The 16,298-nt window shown below is 63.3% G+C and carries 16 protein-coding genes; 6 read left to right on the top strand and 10 right to left on the bottom strand.

Annotated elements, in window-relative coordinates; genetic code table 11:
• The first annotated feature begins 47 nt into the window (after positions 1–47).
• The 5 genes from U3648_RS13935 (at position 48) to U3648_RS13915 (ending at position 5,428) form a co-directional block, all read left to right on the top strand.
• Positions 48–932: an ABC transporter permease gene (locus U3648_RS13935; RefSeq protein ID WP_420859843.1), complete on the top strand. Its 885-nt coding sequence runs from the start codon at positions 48–50 to the stop codon at positions 930–932.
• Positions 932–1,735: an ABC transporter permease gene (locus U3648_RS13930; protein WP_420859917.1), complete on the top strand. Its 804-nt coding sequence runs from the start codon at positions 932–934 to the stop codon at positions 1,733–1,735. Before U3648_RS13935 ends, U3648_RS13930 begins: the two co-directional genes overlap by 1 nt.
• 249 nt (positions 1,736–1,984) lie before the next feature.
• Positions 1,985–3,319, top strand: coding sequence for a glutamine synthetase family protein (locus U3648_RS13925; RefSeq protein WP_420859842.1), 1,335 nt, complete (start codon positions 1,985–1,987; stop codon positions 3,317–3,319).
• 63 nt (positions 3,320–3,382) lie between these two features.
• Entirely contained in the window at positions 3,383–4,063 is a 681-nt protein-coding gene (locus U3648_RS13920; protein WP_420859841.1) for a type 1 glutamine amidotransferase, read from the top strand.
• Between the two features lie 3 nt (positions 4,064–4,066).
• Positions 4,067–5,428 carry a glutamine synthetase family protein gene (locus U3648_RS13915; RefSeq protein WP_420859840.1) on the top strand — a complete coding sequence of 454 codons (1,362 nt, stop codon included), beginning with the start codon at positions 4,067–4,069 and terminating at the stop codon, positions 5,426–5,428.
• Here the strand turns inward: U3648_RS13915 and U3648_RS13910 are convergent.
• The 10 genes from U3648_RS13910 to coxB all read right to left on the bottom strand — a co-directional run bounded on the left by U3648_RS13910 (position 5,425) and on the right by coxB (position 14,634).
• A complete protein-coding gene (locus tag U3648_RS13910) occupies positions 5,425–6,837 on the bottom strand; it encodes an FAD-binding oxidoreductase (RefSeq protein ID WP_420859839.1) in 1,413 nt (470 codons plus the stop codon). The two genes, U3648_RS13915 and U3648_RS13910, sit on opposite strands and share 4 nt — an antisense overlap.
• 235 nt (positions 6,838–7,072) lie before the next feature.
• The gene (locus U3648_RS13905) at positions 7,073–7,663 is read right to left on the bottom strand and encodes a GNAT family N-acetyltransferase (protein WP_420859838.1); all 591 of its coding nucleotides are present in this window, start codon (positions 7,661–7,663) and stop codon (positions 7,073–7,075) included.
• Positions 7,663–8,928, bottom strand: a complete 1,266-nt coding sequence (locus U3648_RS13900) for a M16 family metallopeptidase (RefSeq protein ID WP_420859837.1) — start codon at positions 8,926–8,928, stop codon at positions 7,663–7,665. The genes U3648_RS13905 and U3648_RS13900 overlap by 1 nt, the downstream gene beginning before the upstream one ends.
• The gene (gene thrC, locus U3648_RS13895) at positions 8,925–10,313 is read right to left on the bottom strand and encodes a threonine synthase (protein WP_420859836.1); all 1,389 of its coding nucleotides are present in this window, start codon (positions 10,311–10,313) and stop codon (positions 8,925–8,927) included. The genes U3648_RS13900 and thrC overlap by 4 nt, the downstream gene beginning before the upstream one ends.
• Positions 10,313–10,996 carry an SURF1 family protein gene (locus U3648_RS13890; RefSeq protein WP_420859835.1) on the bottom strand — a complete coding sequence of 228 codons (684 nt, stop codon included), beginning with the start codon at positions 10,994–10,996 and terminating at the stop codon, positions 10,313–10,315. The genes thrC and U3648_RS13890 overlap by 1 nt, the downstream gene beginning before the upstream one ends.
• Positions 10,997–11,095: 99 nt before the next feature.
• A complete protein-coding gene (locus tag U3648_RS13885; protein WP_420859834.1) occupies positions 11,096–11,917 on the bottom strand; it encodes a cytochrome c oxidase subunit 3 in 822 nt (273 codons plus the stop codon).
• Positions 11,918–11,943: 26 nt separating this feature from the next.
• On the bottom strand, positions 11,944–12,546 hold the full coding sequence (locus tag U3648_RS13880; RefSeq protein ID WP_420859833.1) for a cytochrome c oxidase assembly protein: 603 nt from the start codon (positions 12,544–12,546) through the stop codon (positions 11,944–11,946).
• Complete coding sequence (locus tag U3648_RS13875; RefSeq protein ID WP_420859832.1) at positions 12,543–12,755, bottom strand: hypothetical protein; 213 nt, start codon at positions 12,753–12,755, stop codon at positions 12,543–12,545. The genes U3648_RS13880 and U3648_RS13875 overlap by 4 nt, the downstream gene beginning before the upstream one ends.
• A 1-nt stretch (position 12,756) precedes the next feature.
• Positions 12,757–13,692 (bottom strand): heme o synthase, encoded by a 936-nt coding sequence (gene cyoE / locus U3648_RS13870; protein WP_420859831.1) that lies wholly within the window; start codon positions 13,690–13,692, stop codon positions 12,757–12,759.
• A gap of 111 nt (positions 13,693–13,803) precedes the next feature.
• On the bottom strand, positions 13,804–14,634 hold the full coding sequence (gene coxB, locus U3648_RS13865) for a cytochrome c oxidase subunit II (RefSeq protein ID WP_420859830.1): 831 nt from the start codon (positions 14,632–14,634) through the stop codon (positions 13,804–13,806).
• Between the two features lie 185 nt (positions 14,635–14,819).
• Here coxB and tldD point away from each other — a divergent pair, with 185 nt between their 5' ends.
• Positions 14,820–16,241: a metalloprotease TldD gene (tldD, locus tag U3648_RS13860; RefSeq protein ID WP_420859829.1), complete on the top strand. Its 1,422-nt coding sequence runs from the start codon at positions 14,820–14,822 to the stop codon at positions 16,239–16,241.
• Positions 16,242–16,298: the final 57 nt, after the last annotated feature.

The following is a 16,298-nucleotide window of genomic DNA, read 5'->3' as shown; positions in this document are numbered from 1 at the left end:
CGCGCATCCAGCGCGGGGGTCTTTCCTGATGGACGTGATGGACGCCCATGTTCGAATTCTGCGTTGAACCCGACACCCTCGGCCGCATCCAGTGGCTTTCGTGCTACCTGACCACGGGCAAGCACATGAATTTCTATTGGTCGTTCCTGACGGTTCTGGTCCTTCTGGCCATCACCGCGCCGACCGCCCTGTTGTTCGGATTTGGCGGGGCCAGTGCCGCCCGCAGCGCCTTTGCCCCGCTGCGCTGGTTCGGCAAGGCCTATATCGCAATTGTTCGGGGCGTGCCCGATATCGCCTTCTTCCTGTTCTTCGTGATCGCGCTGGACCAGTTGTTCGAATACATCCGTCACCGGATCAAATGCCCCGACTGGGAAGAACCGATCCGGCAGGGCAACGATTTCATCGTCTGCGCCGCGGCCAAGCTGCCCTTGGGCAACGCGCCCCAATGGGTGCATGAAACCTATGGCTTTTTCCTTGCGGTGCTGACCTTTGCCATCGTCTTTGGCGCCTTTGCCGCCAACGTTCTTTATGGCGCGATGCAAGCGGTGCCCCGCGCCCAGCTTGAAACCGCCGAGGCCTATGGCATGTCCCGCCGCCAGGTGTTCCGCCGGATCCTTGTGCCGCAGATGTGGCTTTATGCTTTGCCCGGTCTGTCGAACCTGTGGATGATCCTGATCAAGGCGACGCCGCTTCTGTTCCTTCTGGGGGTCGAGGACATCGTCTATTGGGCCCGCGAACTGGGCGGGTCCATCAACGAACGGTTCACCGATTACCCGCACGGCGACTGGCGCATCTGGTATTTCCTTGGGCTGCTGGTCTTCTACCTTGCCTTCACCCGCGTCTCTGAAATCGCCTTTGACCGGCTGACCATGCGGCTGACCCACGGGCAGGCCACCATCGGCGGCGAAGCCATGCGGAAGGCAGCGACATGATGACCTGCTGGGAAACGATCAACGCCTACGCCCTGCGGTCCATCGGCATCGGCGAACGGCTGCTGCCGCGGGACGATTTCACCCTGTGCCAGCAATTCACGCTGATCGGGTCGGGGATGATCTGGAACCTTTACTACGGCGTCCTTGCCATCGGGATCGGGTTCTTCTTTGCCTCTGCCCTTGCGGTGGCGAAGGGATCGACCAACCGCTGGCTGCGCAAGCCCGCCGAATGGTTCATCTTCGTGTTCCGGGGATCGCCGCTGTTCATCCAGTTCTTCTTTGCCTACTTCCTGTTCCTGAGCCTGAAGCAGGCCGGGATCATGCCGTGGCTGACCGCCGCGCAGGCCGGGGCGCTGATCGTGCTGATCCTGAACACATCCGCCTATTCGGCCGAGATATTCTATGGCGCGCTGCGGGCTGTGCCCAAGGGTGATGTGGAGGCGGCGGATGCCTATGGCCTGTCCGGCTGGCCCCGGTTCAAGCGGATCATCTGGCCCACCATGCTGCGCCTTGCCTGGCCCGCCTATACGAACGAAGCGATCTTTCTGTTCCATGCCACGGCGCTGGTGTCGTTCTCGGGCTTTCCGACATGGGGGCAGCGGGGCGACGCGCTGTATTATGCCAGCTATTTCGCGGACAAGACGTTCAACCCCTTCGTCCCCTACCCGATCCTGGCCTTCTATTTCATCCTGCTGACCCTGACGGTGATCACCATTTTCGGCCGTGTGAACAAGCGGCTGAACCGGCACCTGCCACAAGAACGGCGGCAAAAGATGCGCCTGCGGATGAACCTGATCCGCTGACCTGCGCAGCGGGGCGAAAGATTTCGCTTGCCTGCCCCGCTGTCGCCAGAGTATCCAACATATGATCAAATTTTTCCGGTGATCCCGAACCGCCGCGATTCTTGACGAAACGCGGGCAGTCAGGCGCTACAACCGGCTTTCAAAAATTTGATCATAATAATTGGGCCAAGGGCATGGCCGCACTGTCTGCGCGACGCGCTGTCGCCGCATCCATTCGCCACCGTGCCCTGGTCCCCCATAGGTGAGACCATGACAAGCTGGCTTGACGCCCACCCGGAATACAAAAGCATCCGCGCCGGGGCGGCGGATCTGAATGGACAGGCGCGCGGCAAACGGATCCCGATCCGCTTTGCCCGCAAGATCGAAGAAGAGGGGATGCGATTCCCCCTTTCGGTGCTGAACCTTGATATCTGGGGCGAGGATGTCGAAGACAGCCCCCTCGTCTTTGAAATCGGCGACCCCGACGGCGTGCTGCAACCGACCGAACGGGGCTATGTGCCGATGCCCTGGCTGAATTCGCCTTCGGCGCTGCTGCCCTTGTGGATGTATACCGAAGATGGCCAGCCCTTTGGCGGCGACCCCCGCCATGCGCTGGCCATGGTCGTCGAGCGCTACAAGGCGCTTGGCATGACCCCGGTCGTGGCGACCGAGATGGAGTTCTACCTCGTCGACGATTCCGGCCGCGAAATTCAGCAGCCCGCTTCCCCCCGGTCCGGCAAGCGCCGTCCCGGGGCGGAAATCCTGTCGCTGCGGGCGCTGGACGCCTTCGACAACTTCTTCAACGATCTCTACGATGGCTGCGACGCCATGGGGATCGAGACCGAGGCCGCGACGTCCGAAGTCGGCCTTGGCCAGTTCGAGATCAACCTTGTCCACGTGGATGACGCCCTGCGCGCCGCCGACGATGCGTGGCTGTTCAAGATGCTGGTACGCGGGTTGGCGCGGAAACACGACATGGCCGCCAGTTTCATGGCCAAACCCTATGAAGACTATGCCGGGAACGGGATGCATGTGCATTTCTCGGTCATCGACAAGGACGGGAAAAACCTGTTCGCCGACGGCACGCATGAAGGCACGCCCCTTTTGCGGCAGGCGATTGCAGGCTGTCTGAAGGGCATTCCCGATCTGGCGCTGATCTTCGCCCCGCACGGCAACAGCTATGACCGGCTGGTCCCCGAAAGCCATGCGCCGACCGGGGTCTGCTGGGCCTATGAAAACCGCACCGCCAGTGTCCGCGTGCCGGGCGGCAGCCCCGCCGGGCGCCGCGTGGAACACCGGGTCGCCGGGGGCGACGTGAACCCCTACCTGTTCCTTGCCGCTGTTCTGGGATCGGCCCTGATCGGGATCGAAGACGGGCTGACCCCGCCACCACCGATTTCCGGCAATGCCTATGAACAGGATCTGCCGCAGATCCCCGCCACATGGGCCGAGGCGATCGACGCGCTGGAAGAAAGCGAACTGGCCAAGCGGATCCTTCCGGAACAGCTGATCCAGAACTTCGTTCTGACCAAGCGGCAGGAGCTGCATTACTTCCGCGAGCTTAGCCCAAACGAAAAGCTGGACCTCTACCTCGACACGGTTTGACAGCCGCTTGTGGCAAATCACAAGCGCGCGTAACCTGACCCCTGACAACCTTATCGGTGACCCATGAAGATCGGTATTTTGCAAGCAGGGCATTCGCCCGACGCCCTGAAGGATGATTGGGGCGACTACGGATCGTTCTTTGAAAAGATGCTGGGCGAACGGGGATTCGACACGGCGGTCTATTCCGTCGTGGATATGGAATTCCCGCAGGGCGTTCAGGACTGTGACGGCTGGCTGATCACCGGGTCGCGGCACGGGACCTATGACGACCTGCCGTTCATCCCCCTGCTGGAGGAGTTCATCCGCAGCGCCTTTGCCGCCGCCGTCCCCATGGTCGGGGTCTGCTTTGGCCATCAGATCATCGCGCAGGCCCTTGGCGGCAAGGTCGAGAAATTCGCGGGCGGCTGGGCCGTGGGCCGGACCGAATACGACATGGGCGGCGAAACGGTCGCGCTGAACGCATGGCATCAGGATCAGGTCACCGCCATTCCGGACGGGGCCGAGGTCTGCGCCAGCAACGATTTCTGTAAATACGCGGCGCTGGTCTACGACACCCGCGCCTTCACCGTGCAACCCCACCCGGAGTTTGAGCCGGGCTTTGTGAAGGGGCTTGCCGAAACCCGCGGTCGGGGTGTCGTGCCCGACCCGCTGCTGGACGCGGCGATCGACAATACGGACCGGCCCGTCGACAACGCCGCCTTCGCGCAGCGCATCGCCCGGTTCTTCAAGGAAAGAAAGCTCTGACCCATGAGCACCGACTGGACATCAAAACTGCCCGACGCGGCCAAGGAATACCTGACGGACCGTCGTCTGGACGAGGTAGAATGCATCATCTCGGACCTGCCCGGCATCGCGCGGGGCAAGGCCGTTCCGGCCTCGAAATTCGGCAAGCAACCCTATTTCCACCTGCCCGATTCCATCTTCTACCAGACCATCACCGGTGACTGGGGTGAAGCCGCGGGCGAGGAAGGGTTCATTGAACGCGACATGATCCTGAAACCGGACATGTCCACCGCCAGCGCCGCGCCCTGGACGGGGGACTGGACGCTTCAGGTGATCCACGACGCCTATGACCGCAAGGACAAGCCTATCCCCTACAGCCCGCGCAACGTGCTCAAGCGCGTGGTGGACCTGTATCGCAAGCAGGGCTGGGAACCCGTGGTCGCCCCTGAAATGGAATTCTACCTTGTCGCCCGGAACCTTGATCCGGCCAAGAAGATCGAGCCGATGATGGGCCGGTCGGGCCGTCCCGCCGCCGCGCGTCAGGCCTATTCCATGACCGCCGTCGATGAATTCGGCCCGGTGATCGACGATATCTATGATTTCGCCGAGGCGCAGGGGTTCGAGATTGACGGCATCACCCAGGAAGGCGGCGCCGGCCAGCTGGAGATCAACCTGCTGCACGGCGACCCGGTGAAACTGGCCGACGAGGTGTTCTATTTCAAACGCCTGATCCGCGAGGCGGCGATGCGCCACGACTGTTTCGCCACCTTCATGGCCAAACCCATTGCCGAAGAACCGGGCAGCGCCATGCATATCCACCATTCGGTGGTGGATATCGAAACCGGGCAGAATATCTTCTCGGGGCCACAAGGCGGCGAGACCGATGCCTTCTTCCACTTCCTTGGCGGGATGCAGAAATACCTGCCCTCGGCCATCGCGGTTCTGGCGCCTTATGTGAACAGCTACCGCCGTTATGTCCGCGACCACGCCGCGCCGATCAACCTGGCCTGGGGGCGTGACAACCGCACCACCGGTATCCGGGTGCCGCTGTCCGGGCCCGCCAGCCGCCGGATCGAAAACCGGCTCGCCGGGATGGATTGCAACCCCTACCTTGGGATCGCCGCGTCGCTTGCCTGTGGCTATCTTGGGATGATGAACGAATGCTGGCCCGACAAGCAGTTCAAGGGTGATGCCTATGACGGAGAGGAAGATATCCCCCGCGTCATGGGCGACGCGTTGGACGTATTCGAAGGCGCGAAAGAAATGCATGAGGTTCTGGGCGAGGAATTCGCCCGGGTCTATTCCATCGTGAAGCGCACCGAATACGAGGAATTCCTTCAGGTGATCAGCCCGTGGGAACGGGAACACCTGCTGCTCAACGTCTAGCCTTTCGCCCGCACCACCGCGCCGGGGTTCATGATCCCGGCGGGGTCCAGCGCATCCTTGATCCGGCGCATCAGCTGCAGCTTTACCGGATCGGCATAGCGTTCAAGGTCCCCGACCTTGAGCCGCCCGACCCCGTGTTCGGCGCTGACTGATCCGCCCAGGTCATGCACAAGGTCATGGACACATGTCTTGATGGCCTCGCGCTGGTCCAGATACTCCGCCTTGTCCCGACCCTTGGGTGGAAACACGTTGTAATGCAGGTTCCCGTCGCCAAGGTGCCCGAAACAATTGATCCGGAAGTCGCCCAGCGCGGCCAACGCCCGCCCGCCCCGGTCAATGAACTCGGGGATCAGCGACAGGGGCACGGACACGTCATGGGACGAGATCGACCCGATCCGGCGGTTGGCCAGCGGGATCGATTCCCGGATCGACCAAAGCGCGGCGGCCTGCGCGTCGGAACTGGCCACGACCCCGTCGGTGACGATCCCGGCCTCAAACGCCTCGGCGAAGAGGCTTTCCAGAACATCGACCGGCACAATGCCCGTTGGCAGACCAAGGTCGATCAGCACCATCCAATCGGGTTGCTCGGCAAAGGGGTGGGTCACCTCCGGCCCGACCTCGGACAGGAAGTCGGTGCCCTGCCGGTGGATCAGTTCGAAGGCGGAAATGGTTTCGCCGACCCGCGCCCCCGCCAGCGCCAGCAGGTCCAGCGCCGCCGCCGGATCCGGCACCGCCAGCATCGCCACCCCATGGGCGGCAGGCCGGGGCGACAGGCGCAGCGCGGCGGCGGTGATGATCCCAAGGCTGCCTTCTGACCCGATGAACAGGTCGCGCAGGTCATAGCCGGTGTTGTCCTTGCGCAGCCGGGTCAGGCCGTTCCAGACCTCGCCCTGCGCCGTCACCACCTCAAGCCCCAGAACCTGCGCCCGGGCATTGCCATAGCGCAGCACGTTAACCCCGCCCGCATTGGTCGCCAGAAGCCCCCCAATCCGCGCCGACCCTTCCGATGCAAGGGACAGGGGAAACAGCCGGTCCACCGCCGCGGCGGCGGCCTGCACATCGGCCAGGATCGCGCCTGCCTCGACCACCAGGACGTTTTCGCTGGGCAGAACTTCGCGAATGGCGGTCATCCGCTCCAGCGACAAGACTACGGGCGCGGGGCCATCGGCCAGGATCTGCCCGCCCACCAACCCGGTGCCGCCGCCGTAGGGCACGACCCCCACGCCCGCCGCTGCACACGCGCGGACAATCTCGGCCACCTCATCGGTATTTGCGGGGGCTAGGACGAAACCCTGCCCCTGCCAGCGGCCGCGCGGTTCCTCGAAATAGCTGGCCCCTTCGCGCAGCGCACCGGGCGCAAGGCGGGCCGCCAGGCCGTCAACAAACTCTGCCGTCGCCGGGTTCAGCATACTGTCCGCCCTCTCGCGCAGGGTGGGTCAAGACCCACCTTACTCCCCCACTCTCATTTTGCCCGGCGGCGGTTCGGAATAATGCATTCCTTTCGCTGCCTCTCGCTCCGCTCGAACGCAAAAGCGAGGCTTGTGTCTTGTTTTCCAAACCGCCGGAATACTCCGGGGTGAATGGCCCGGAACGGGCCAAAGGGGCAGCGCCCCTTCGTAAGGTGGGTTTCAACCCACCACCCCCTCAGGCCAGCCCGACCCCGGTCTTACCGCGCCGGTCATGGCGCAGGTTGGCGTAAAGCACGTGATTGCGCCAGCGTCCGTTGATCTGAAGATAGCTTTGCGCAACGCCCTCGTATTTATAGCCGCAGCTTTCCAGCAGGCTGCGCGATGGCGTGTTTTCCGGCAGGCAGCCCGCTTCGATCCGGCTCAGGTCAAGGGTGGTAAAGGCATAGTGGACCAGCGCCGTGATCGCCTCGCGCATGTAGCCGTGGCGGGCGTAGGGTTCGCCGATCCAATAGCCGGTGGTGCCCGCCTGTGCCGGGCCGCGCCGGATATTGTCCAGTGTGATCGCCCCCAAAAGCGCCTGATCCTCGCGCCGGATCAGGAACAGCGGCACCGCCGATCCGTTGTTGATCGACCGCTGCGCCCAATAGACCCGGTTGGTAAAGGCCTTGCGGCTCAGGTGATCGTCCGCCCAAGTGGGTTCCCACGGGGTCAGGAAATCGCGACTGATCCGGCGCAGGTTGGCCCAATCCCGAAAATCGCCATGCATCGGCGGGCGCAGGGTCATCCGTTCGGTTTCGATCCGAACCTTGCGCCGCGTTCCCAGCATCAGGCGACAAGCCTTTCGCGGATCTCCTCCAGCCGCGGTGCGGCCTCTGCCGGGCCGTAGACGGCCAGTGCCGTACCCACTCGCCCGACAAGGTCTTCGCCGAACCGCCGCACCTCGTCGACGGTCACCGCGTCGATCTTTTCCACGGTTTCCTCAAGGCTCGGAATGCGGTCCCAGATTTGCAGCATCCGCGCGAGCCGTTCGGCCCGGTTCGACGGGCTTTCCAGCCCCATCAGCATCCCGGCCTTCATTTGGGCGCGGGCGCGGGCGACCTCGGCCTCGGTCATGTCCTCGGCGGCGCGCTTCATTTCATCCACGGTGATGGTGGCCAGTTCGGCGATCTGTTCGGCGGATGTGCCCGCGTAGACGGTCGTCATGCCGGTGTCGTCATAGGCCCCGGCCTGCGCGAAGATGGTATAGCACAGGCCCCGCCGTTCGCGGATTTCCTGAAACAGGCGCGACGACATACCGCCGCCCAGGGCGATGGAATGGATCTGCGCGGCAAAAATCATCGGGTCGCGGTAATCCGGCCCTTCGAAGGCCAGCGCGAAATGCACCTGTTCAAGCGGCTTCAGCACCCGGTGTTCGCCGCCCTTGAACAGGGCCGGCACGGCCCTGTCCGCCGCACGAACGCGGGGCAGATGCCCAAACAGCGCTTCGGCCTGCCGCACGATCGCGTCATGGTCGACGGCCCCCGCCGCCGCCAGGATCATCTGGTCCGGCCCATAGCGTTCCCCGACGAAGCCTGCGAGGTCATCGCGGGTAAAGGCCCGGACCCGTTCGACCGGGCCAAGGATCGTCCGGCCCAGCGGCTGATCGGGATAGGCCGCTTCCTGCAACCAGTCGAACACGATATCGTCGGGCGTATCCAACGCCTGCCCGATCTCTTGCAGGATCACGCCGCGTTCGACCTCGATTTCGGCGGGGTCGAAGACGGGGTTCACAAGGATATCCGCGATCAGGTCAAGGCCCAGCGGCACGTCCTCTTCCAGCACCCGCGCGTAATAGGCGGTGGTTTCCCGGCTTGTATAGGCGTTGATATAGCCGCCCACGTCCTCGATCTGTTCGGCGATCTGAAGCGCGCTGCGGGTCTTGGTTCCCTTGAACGCCATATGTTCAAGGAAATGGGCAATCCCGTTCTGTTCGGCCCGTTCGTGCCGCCCCCCGGCCATGACCCAAACCCCGACCGAGGCCGATTTCAGCCCCGGCATGTTTTCAGTCACGATCCGAAGGCCGTTGGGAAGCGTGTGCAGCTGGACGGTCAAGCGCGGCGCCTTTCGCGGATCAGCGCGGTCAGCGCGCCAAGGTCATTGGGAACGCGAGTCACCCGTTCGTCCCGGTCAAACAGGTCGGCCATGCGCGGCGGCAAGGCGGGCCGGATGCCGGAGGCCTGTTCCACCGCGTCGGGGAACTTGGCCGGGTGCGCCGTGGCCAGTGTGATCATCGGCACCTCGGACAGGAAGCTTTCGGCCACCTTCACGCCCACGGCGGAATGTGGGCAGAGAACCTCGCCCGAGGCAGTTTTTTCGGCGCGGATCGTGGCCAGCGTTTCCTCTTCCGAGGCGCGGCCGCTGTCGAACTGTTCCTTCAGCCAGTCATAGGCCCCCTGGCTGACGTGAAACTCACCCTTGTCCTTCAGGTCGGCCATCTGTTCGGCCACCACCCCGCCATCGCGCCCGTAGGCGTCGAACAGGGCGCGTTCGAAGTTGGAGGAGACCTGAATATCCATCGACGGGCTGATCGAGGGGGTGACGCCCTGTTTCTTCTGGACGCCGGTCTCCAGCGTCCGGTGCAGGATGTCGTTCTGGTTGGTGGCGACCACCAGCCGGTCAATCGGCAGCCCCATCCGCTTGGCGATGTAGCCCGCGAAGATGTCCCCGAAATTGCCGGTCGGAACGGTAAAGCTGACCGTGCGGTGCGGCGCCCCAAGGCTGACGGCGGAAGAGAAATAATAGACCACCTGCGCCAGAACCCGGCCCCAGTTGATCGAATTGACCCCGGCAAGGCCGACCTCGTCCCGGAACGCGAAGTCGTTGAACATATCCTTCAGCGCGGCCTGGCAATCGTCAAAGTCGCCATCCAGCGCCAGCGCGTGCACGTTCGATTCCGCGGGCGTGGTCATCTGGCGGCGCTGCACCTCGGACACGCGGCCATGCGGGAACAGGATGAACACATCGACGTTGTCGAGGCCCTTGAACGCCTCGATCGCGGCGGACCCGGTATCGCCCGATGTCGCGCCGACGATGGTGATCCGCTTGCCCGACCGGGTCAGCGAGGCCTGGAACATCTGGCCGATCAACTGCATCGCGAAGTCCTTGAACGCGAGCGTTGGGCCGTGGAACAGTTCCAGCAGGAAATGGTTCGGGGCAAGCTGCACCAGCGGCGCACGGGCGGCATGGCCAAAGCCCGCATAGGCGGCGTCGATCAGCCCCTTGAATTCCGCATCCGTGAAGGTGTCGCCGATGAAGGGGCGCATGACCGCAAAGGCCACCTCTTCATAGGATTTGCCTGCCAGCGCCGCGATCTCGTCCTTGGTCAGGGTCGGCACGGTTTCGGGCACATATAGCCCTCCGTCGCGGGCCAGCCCGGTCATCATTGCCTCTTCGAAGGTCAGCGCCGGGGCCTGACCCCGGGTCGAGATATAGCGCATTAGTTTTCGTCCCTGCGGATGCGATAGATCAGATACAAGGTCATCACGGCCCAGACCAGAGCCAAGAGAAACCATGTGATGGCATATTCGCGGTGATCGTTCTTGATCCCGCGCGTGTCTACGGGCAGCGGCGTCAAACGCGGGTCCGGGTGCGACGCGGTCCGCAAAACGACCATTGTTTCTTCGGTTTGCAGAACTTCGGCCATGGCGGCCACGTCCCGTGCATACCAAAGGTTGCTGGCAAGGTCGGGGTCCGGGGTCGAGGAGGTCTTGTCGTCCGGCCAGATCAGGTTGCCTGTCACCTCGTTAACCACGTCGACCTGCGGCAGCGGCGGTTCGGCCTTGCGGTCCTCGGGCAAAAGCCCGTGGTCCAGCAGGACGCGCCGCCCGTCGGTGGTTTCAAAGGCGGTGATGATCCGGTAGCCGATCCCCATCGCGGTGCCCGATGTGAACACCCGGTGTTCCGGCCCGACCGCCGTGCCGGTCATCCGGACCGACAGGTAGTTCTGGGTGTCATAGTCGGGATTGTCCGGCAAGGGCACCGGATCCTGGGCGATCCGCGCGTCCATCATGGCCAGAAGGTCCAGTTTCCAGTCCAGCCGCTGCAATTGCCAGGTGCCAAGCCACAGAAGGACCGCGCAGCCGGTAGCGCCCATCAGGACCGGGAAGAACAAGCGCCGCATGGCCGCTTCTCCTGTCTTCTCAAAAGGGAACGCGCGGGGCTGTCCCCGCGCGTCCGATGTTGTTTGTCAAAGCGGGGGCGGGGTCAACCCCGCGCCTGCTTAGCCGCCCCAGATGTAGACGGCAGCGAAGAGGAACAGCCAGACAACGTCCACGAAGTGCCAGTACCAGGCGGCGGCCTCGAAGCCGACGTGCTGCTGCTGGGTGAAGTGGCCGCGCTGCACGCGGATCAGGCAGACCAGCAGGAAGATGGTGCCGATGATCACGTGGAAGCCGTGGAAGCCGGTCGCCATGAAGAAGTTGGCGCCATAGATGTTGCCCGACAGGCCAAAGGCCGCGTGGCTGTATTCGTAGGCCTGGAAGAAGGTGAACAGCACGCCAAGGCCAACGGCAAGGATCAGCCCCTGCTTGATGTCGCGCCGGTTGTTTTCATGCACCAGAGCGTGGTGCGCCCAGGTCGCGGCACAGCCGGACAGAAGCAGGATCAGGGTGTTCATCAGCGGCAGGTGCCACGGATCGAAGGTTTCGATGCCTGCGGGCGGCCAGACACCATCAACCGCCGGGCTTTCCGGCCCCATCGGGTACATGGCGTGTTTGAAGAAGCTCCAGAACCAGGCGAAGAAGAACATCACCTCGGACATGATGAAGAGGATGAAGCCATACTTCAGGCCGATCTGAACGACCGGGGTATGGTCCACGCCGCCTTCACCCTCGGCGACCACATCTGCCCACCACGCGTACATGGTGTAAAGCACCAGCGCGAGCCCGATCAGGAAGAAGTAGGGCTTGCGCGCCTCGTCCGACAGCTGCGGAGACATCCACAGAACGGCGCCGAACAGCATGATGAAGGCCCCGACAGCGCCGGTGAACGGCCAGATCGAAGGCGGTAGAATGTGGTAGTCGTGGTTCTTTTCGTGAGCCATGTCGGTCGTTCCCTGCGGCTTGGTCCCTAGTTCGTTTCTATGGCGGCTGGCGCCACGTTTGTCAAAGCGGCCTGCTGTTCTTCTTCCGGCAGGTCGATCTGGTAGAAAGTATATCCCAGCGTGATCGTGTGGATGTATTTGCCTTCGCGGTCGTCCACGATGGCCGGGTCAACGAAGAAGCTGACCGGCATCATCACCGATTCACCCGGTTGCAGCACCTGTTCGGTGAAGCAAAAGCATTCGATCTTGTCGAAAAACTGCCCCGCCTGATAGGGCGTGACGTTATAGGCCGCCTGTCCGGCCACCGGCACATCGGTCGTGTTCGTCGCCTGATAGAAGGCCAGCGCGGTTTGTCCGATCTTCACGGTCATTTCCCGCTGGGCCGGTTCAAAGGTCCAGGGCATGTCGCGTTCGATCGACGCATCGAAGCGGATCGTGATTTCCTGATCCAGCACAACGTCGCTGCCCTGTTCGGCCACGTTCGGCACGCCGCCAAATCCAGTGACCCGGCAGAACCAGTCGTAAAACGGCACCGATGCCCAGGCCAGCCCGCCCATCAGCAACACGACGCTGACCAGTTGCAGCACGGTCTTCTGCGGCCCTTCAACGGTCTTTCCGAACATTTTCATTCAGAGCCCTCCGTCGATTGAGTTGCAGGTTCAATTTGTGGCCGGGCGACATGGTCAAAGCGTTCGAACTTTCCCGCCTCGCCCAGTTGCAGTACCTTGACCACGGTCAGTCCAAAGACGATCCCGACAAAGCCGATCAGCAGCAAAAGCAGGCCGATGTTGCGGCCCTTGCGCCGTTCGTGCAGTTCATGTTCGACCTTGATCGCCATCTTACCAGCCCCCAAAGCCTACGCCACGCAGCGCGGCCTCGGCCATCAGCGCGGTGAAGTGCAGGAAGAGGTAGGCCAGCGAAACTTTGAACGCGCGCCGTTCTAGCGCAAAGCGATCCGCCTCGGCCTCGCCCTCGGACTTGCGGGCCCAGACGTCGTAGCAGGCCTTGCCGAACCACAGGTTCAGCGCCACGGCGGTCACAAGGTAGATCGGGCCGCCGATCGAGGTGAATGCGATGGCCAGCGATACCGGCACCAGCGCGACCATGTAGCCAAGGATATGATTGCGGGTGACCCGCCGCCCGTGGGTTTCGGTCAACATCGGCACGCCGGCGCGGCCATAGTCGGACTTCACGAAGATCGCCAGCGACCAGAAATGCGGCGGGGTCCACATGAAGATGAGTGCGACCATCAGCGCCGATTCGACTGTGACGGTCCCGGTGGCCACGGCCCAGCCGATCATCGGCGGCAGCGCCCCCGACAGCCCGCCAATCACGATGTTCTGCGGCGTCGAGCGTTTCAGCCAGATCGTATAGACCACGGCGTAAAAGAAGATGGTAAAGGCCAAAAGCCCGGCGGCCAGCCAATTGGCAGCCAGCCCCAGCAGCACGACCGAGAAGCCGGACAGGGCCAGCCCGATGGCCAGCGCCTCTTCCGGCTGGACCCGGCCGGACGGGATCGGGCGACCCACGGTCCGCTTCATGATCCGGTCGATATCAGCATCCCACCACATGTTCAGCGCGGCAGAGGCCCCTGCCCCGACAGCGATACAAAGGATACCGACGAAGGCAATGAAGGGATGCACCGGCACCGGGGCCACGAACAGGCCCGCCAGCGCCGTGAAGACCACAAGCGACATCACGCGCGGCTTCAACAGGGCGAAATAATCACCCATGCTGGCCTCGTAGGTCGTGTCTTGCAGGCTTGCGTCGGTCATGTCCTGTCCATCTATCCGGGGGTTGTCCCCGGTGAAGATAGCGCGCCAGCCCGAAGGTCAGCGCGCCAAGGCGTCGCAGGCGGCCCGGGTATCAGGCCGCCCGTGTCACGATCAGGCGCCAGCGCCGTTCGCGGCCAGCCATTCGGCATAGGCCTCTTCGCTGACCACTTTCACGGTGATCGGCATATAGGCGTGGTCCTTGCCGCAAAGTTCGGAACACTGACCGAAGAAAATGCCTTCCTGCTCGGCGTTGAACCACAGGTGGGCGTTGCGGCCCGGCACGGCGTCCTGCTTCACGCCGAAGGCCGGGATGGTCCAGGAGTGGATCACGCCTGCCGGGTCAGCGGTCACGGTCATCACGATGGTCTTGCCCACGGGGACGACAACGGCGGTATCGGTGGCAAGACGGTATTCGGCCTGAGTGTAGCCGAACTCTTCCATCTCGTCTTCCTGCAGCATGAAGCTTTCGAATGCGATGCCTTCGTCGGTGTATTCATAGCCCCAGTACCACTGGTAGCCGATCACCTTGATGTGGATGTCGCCTTCGGGGATTTCCTGCTGTTTGAACAGGACCGGAAGCGAGAAGGCACCGATAAAGACCAGAATGACGATCGGAACGATGGTCCACGCCACTTCCAGCGGCGAGTTATGGGTGAAAGTCGCGGGCGTTTTGTTCATGCGGCTGTTGTAGCGCAGGATCACATAGGCCAGCAGCGCCACGACAAACAGCGTGATGCAGGTGATGATCACCAGAAGCAGCCCGTCCAGCCACTGCAGGTCGCGGGCCAGTTCGGTCGCGGCGGGCTGGAACCCGATGCCCTGTTCAATCGGGGCCCCGACGATCGGCAGGTCCTGCGTCACGTCTTGAGCAGAGGCGGCAGCGCCGGCGAGAATCAGCCCGGCGGTCGCCGAAAGCTTGGAGACGAGGTTGGTCAGTCGCATGTCATACCCTGTTCTTATCGGCATCTTCGCCGCGTCCCTGAGACAGCCATGCCGACAGAAGGGCATGGAATCCCGTTGTATCCGGGAAAGCATGTCCCATATCCTGACAGACAACTCAAGAACTCCAATTGCGGCAAAAGGGCGCTTTTTGACCCAGATCAACGCCGCGCACAGGAAAAAACGCCATGACAACAGACCCGTTCCGCCCGTTCGAGACGAATTTGGACTTCGACACCGCCCTGAAACGGGTGCAGGAGGCGACCGCGGGAGCGGATGACGGCGAATTGTTCCTTGAACGCCGCAAGTCGGAAATGTTGGCCTTTGACGATGGCCGCCTGCGCACGGCAAGTTTCGACGCCTCCGAAGGGTTCGGCCTGCGGGCGGTGAAAGGCGAAACCGCGGGCTATGCCCATTCCACCACGCTGGACGATCACAGCCTGGCCCGGGCAGTTGCCACGGCGCGGCTGGCCGTGGGGGATGGTGGCGGGGTCATGGCCCCCGGCCCCAAGGCGACCAACCGCAAGCTTTACAGTGACGCAGACCCGATGCTGGCCGCGACCTTCCCCGCCAAGATCGATGTCCTGCGCGAGATCGACGCTTTTGCCCGCGGTCTTGACCCGCGCGTCGTGCAGGTGTCGGCCAATCTCGCCGCATCGCACCAAGAGGTGGTGATCCTGCGCCCCGACGGGCAGTTGGTCACAGACACCCGGCCTATGGCCCGGCTGAATGTTTCGGTGATCGTCGAACAGGATGGACGCCGCGAATCCGGCAGCGCCGGTGGCGGCGGGCGCACCGACCTGTCCGGCCTGATCCGCCGCGATACGTGGGAGCCGCAGGTGCGCGAGGCGCTGCGCATCGCGCTGGTGAACCTTGATGCAGAAGCCGCCCCGGCGGGGGTGATGGATGTGGTCCTTGGGCCCGGCTGGCCCGGTATCCTGCTGCACGAGGCGGTAGGCCATGGGCTTGAAGGCGATTTCAACCGCAAGGGCAGTTCCGCCTTTGCCGGGCTGATGGGCCAGCAGGTCGCGGCAAAGGGTGTTACCGTTCTGGACGACGGCACCATCCCCGACCGGCGCGGGTCGATCACCGTGGACGATGAAGGGACGCCTTCGGGCAAGAACGTCCTGATCGAAGATGGCATTCTGGTGGGCTACATGCAGGACCGGCAGAACGCCCGGCTGATGGGGGTCGACCCCACCGGCAACGGACGGCGCGAAAGCTATGCCCATATCCCGATGCCCCGGATGACCAATACCTACATGCTGGGCGGCACTGCCGACCCGGCCAGCCTTGTCTCAGACCTGAAGGACGGGATCTATGCGGTGGGCTTTGGCGGCGGGCAGGTGGACATCACCAACGGCAAGTTCGTCTTCTCCTGCACCGAGGCCTACCGCGTGAAAAACGGGGTGATCGGCGCCCCGGTCAAGGGCGCGACCCTGATCGGGGACGGGGCCACCGCGATGAAGCAAATCCGCGGGATTGGCAACGACTTGGCGCTGGATCCCGGCATCGGGAATTGCGGCAAGGCAGGGCAGTGGGTGCCGGTGGGCGTGGGCCAGCCCAGCCTTTTGATCGGCGGCTTGACGGTGGGTGGGGCCGCGGCCTGACCCGGCCCATCAAAGTTTTTCGGCATTTGCGGTTCGGCTTTACCGCCGGTTAACCAT

Origin of the sequence: Marivivens marinus (assembly GCF_035969385.1) — a bacterium.
GTDB lineage: Bacteria > Pseudomonadota > Alphaproteobacteria > Rhodobacterales > Rhodobacteraceae > SELP01.
Note: the sequence above shows the minus strand (reverse complement) of the source record. Positions and strands in the feature narration are given on the sequence as shown.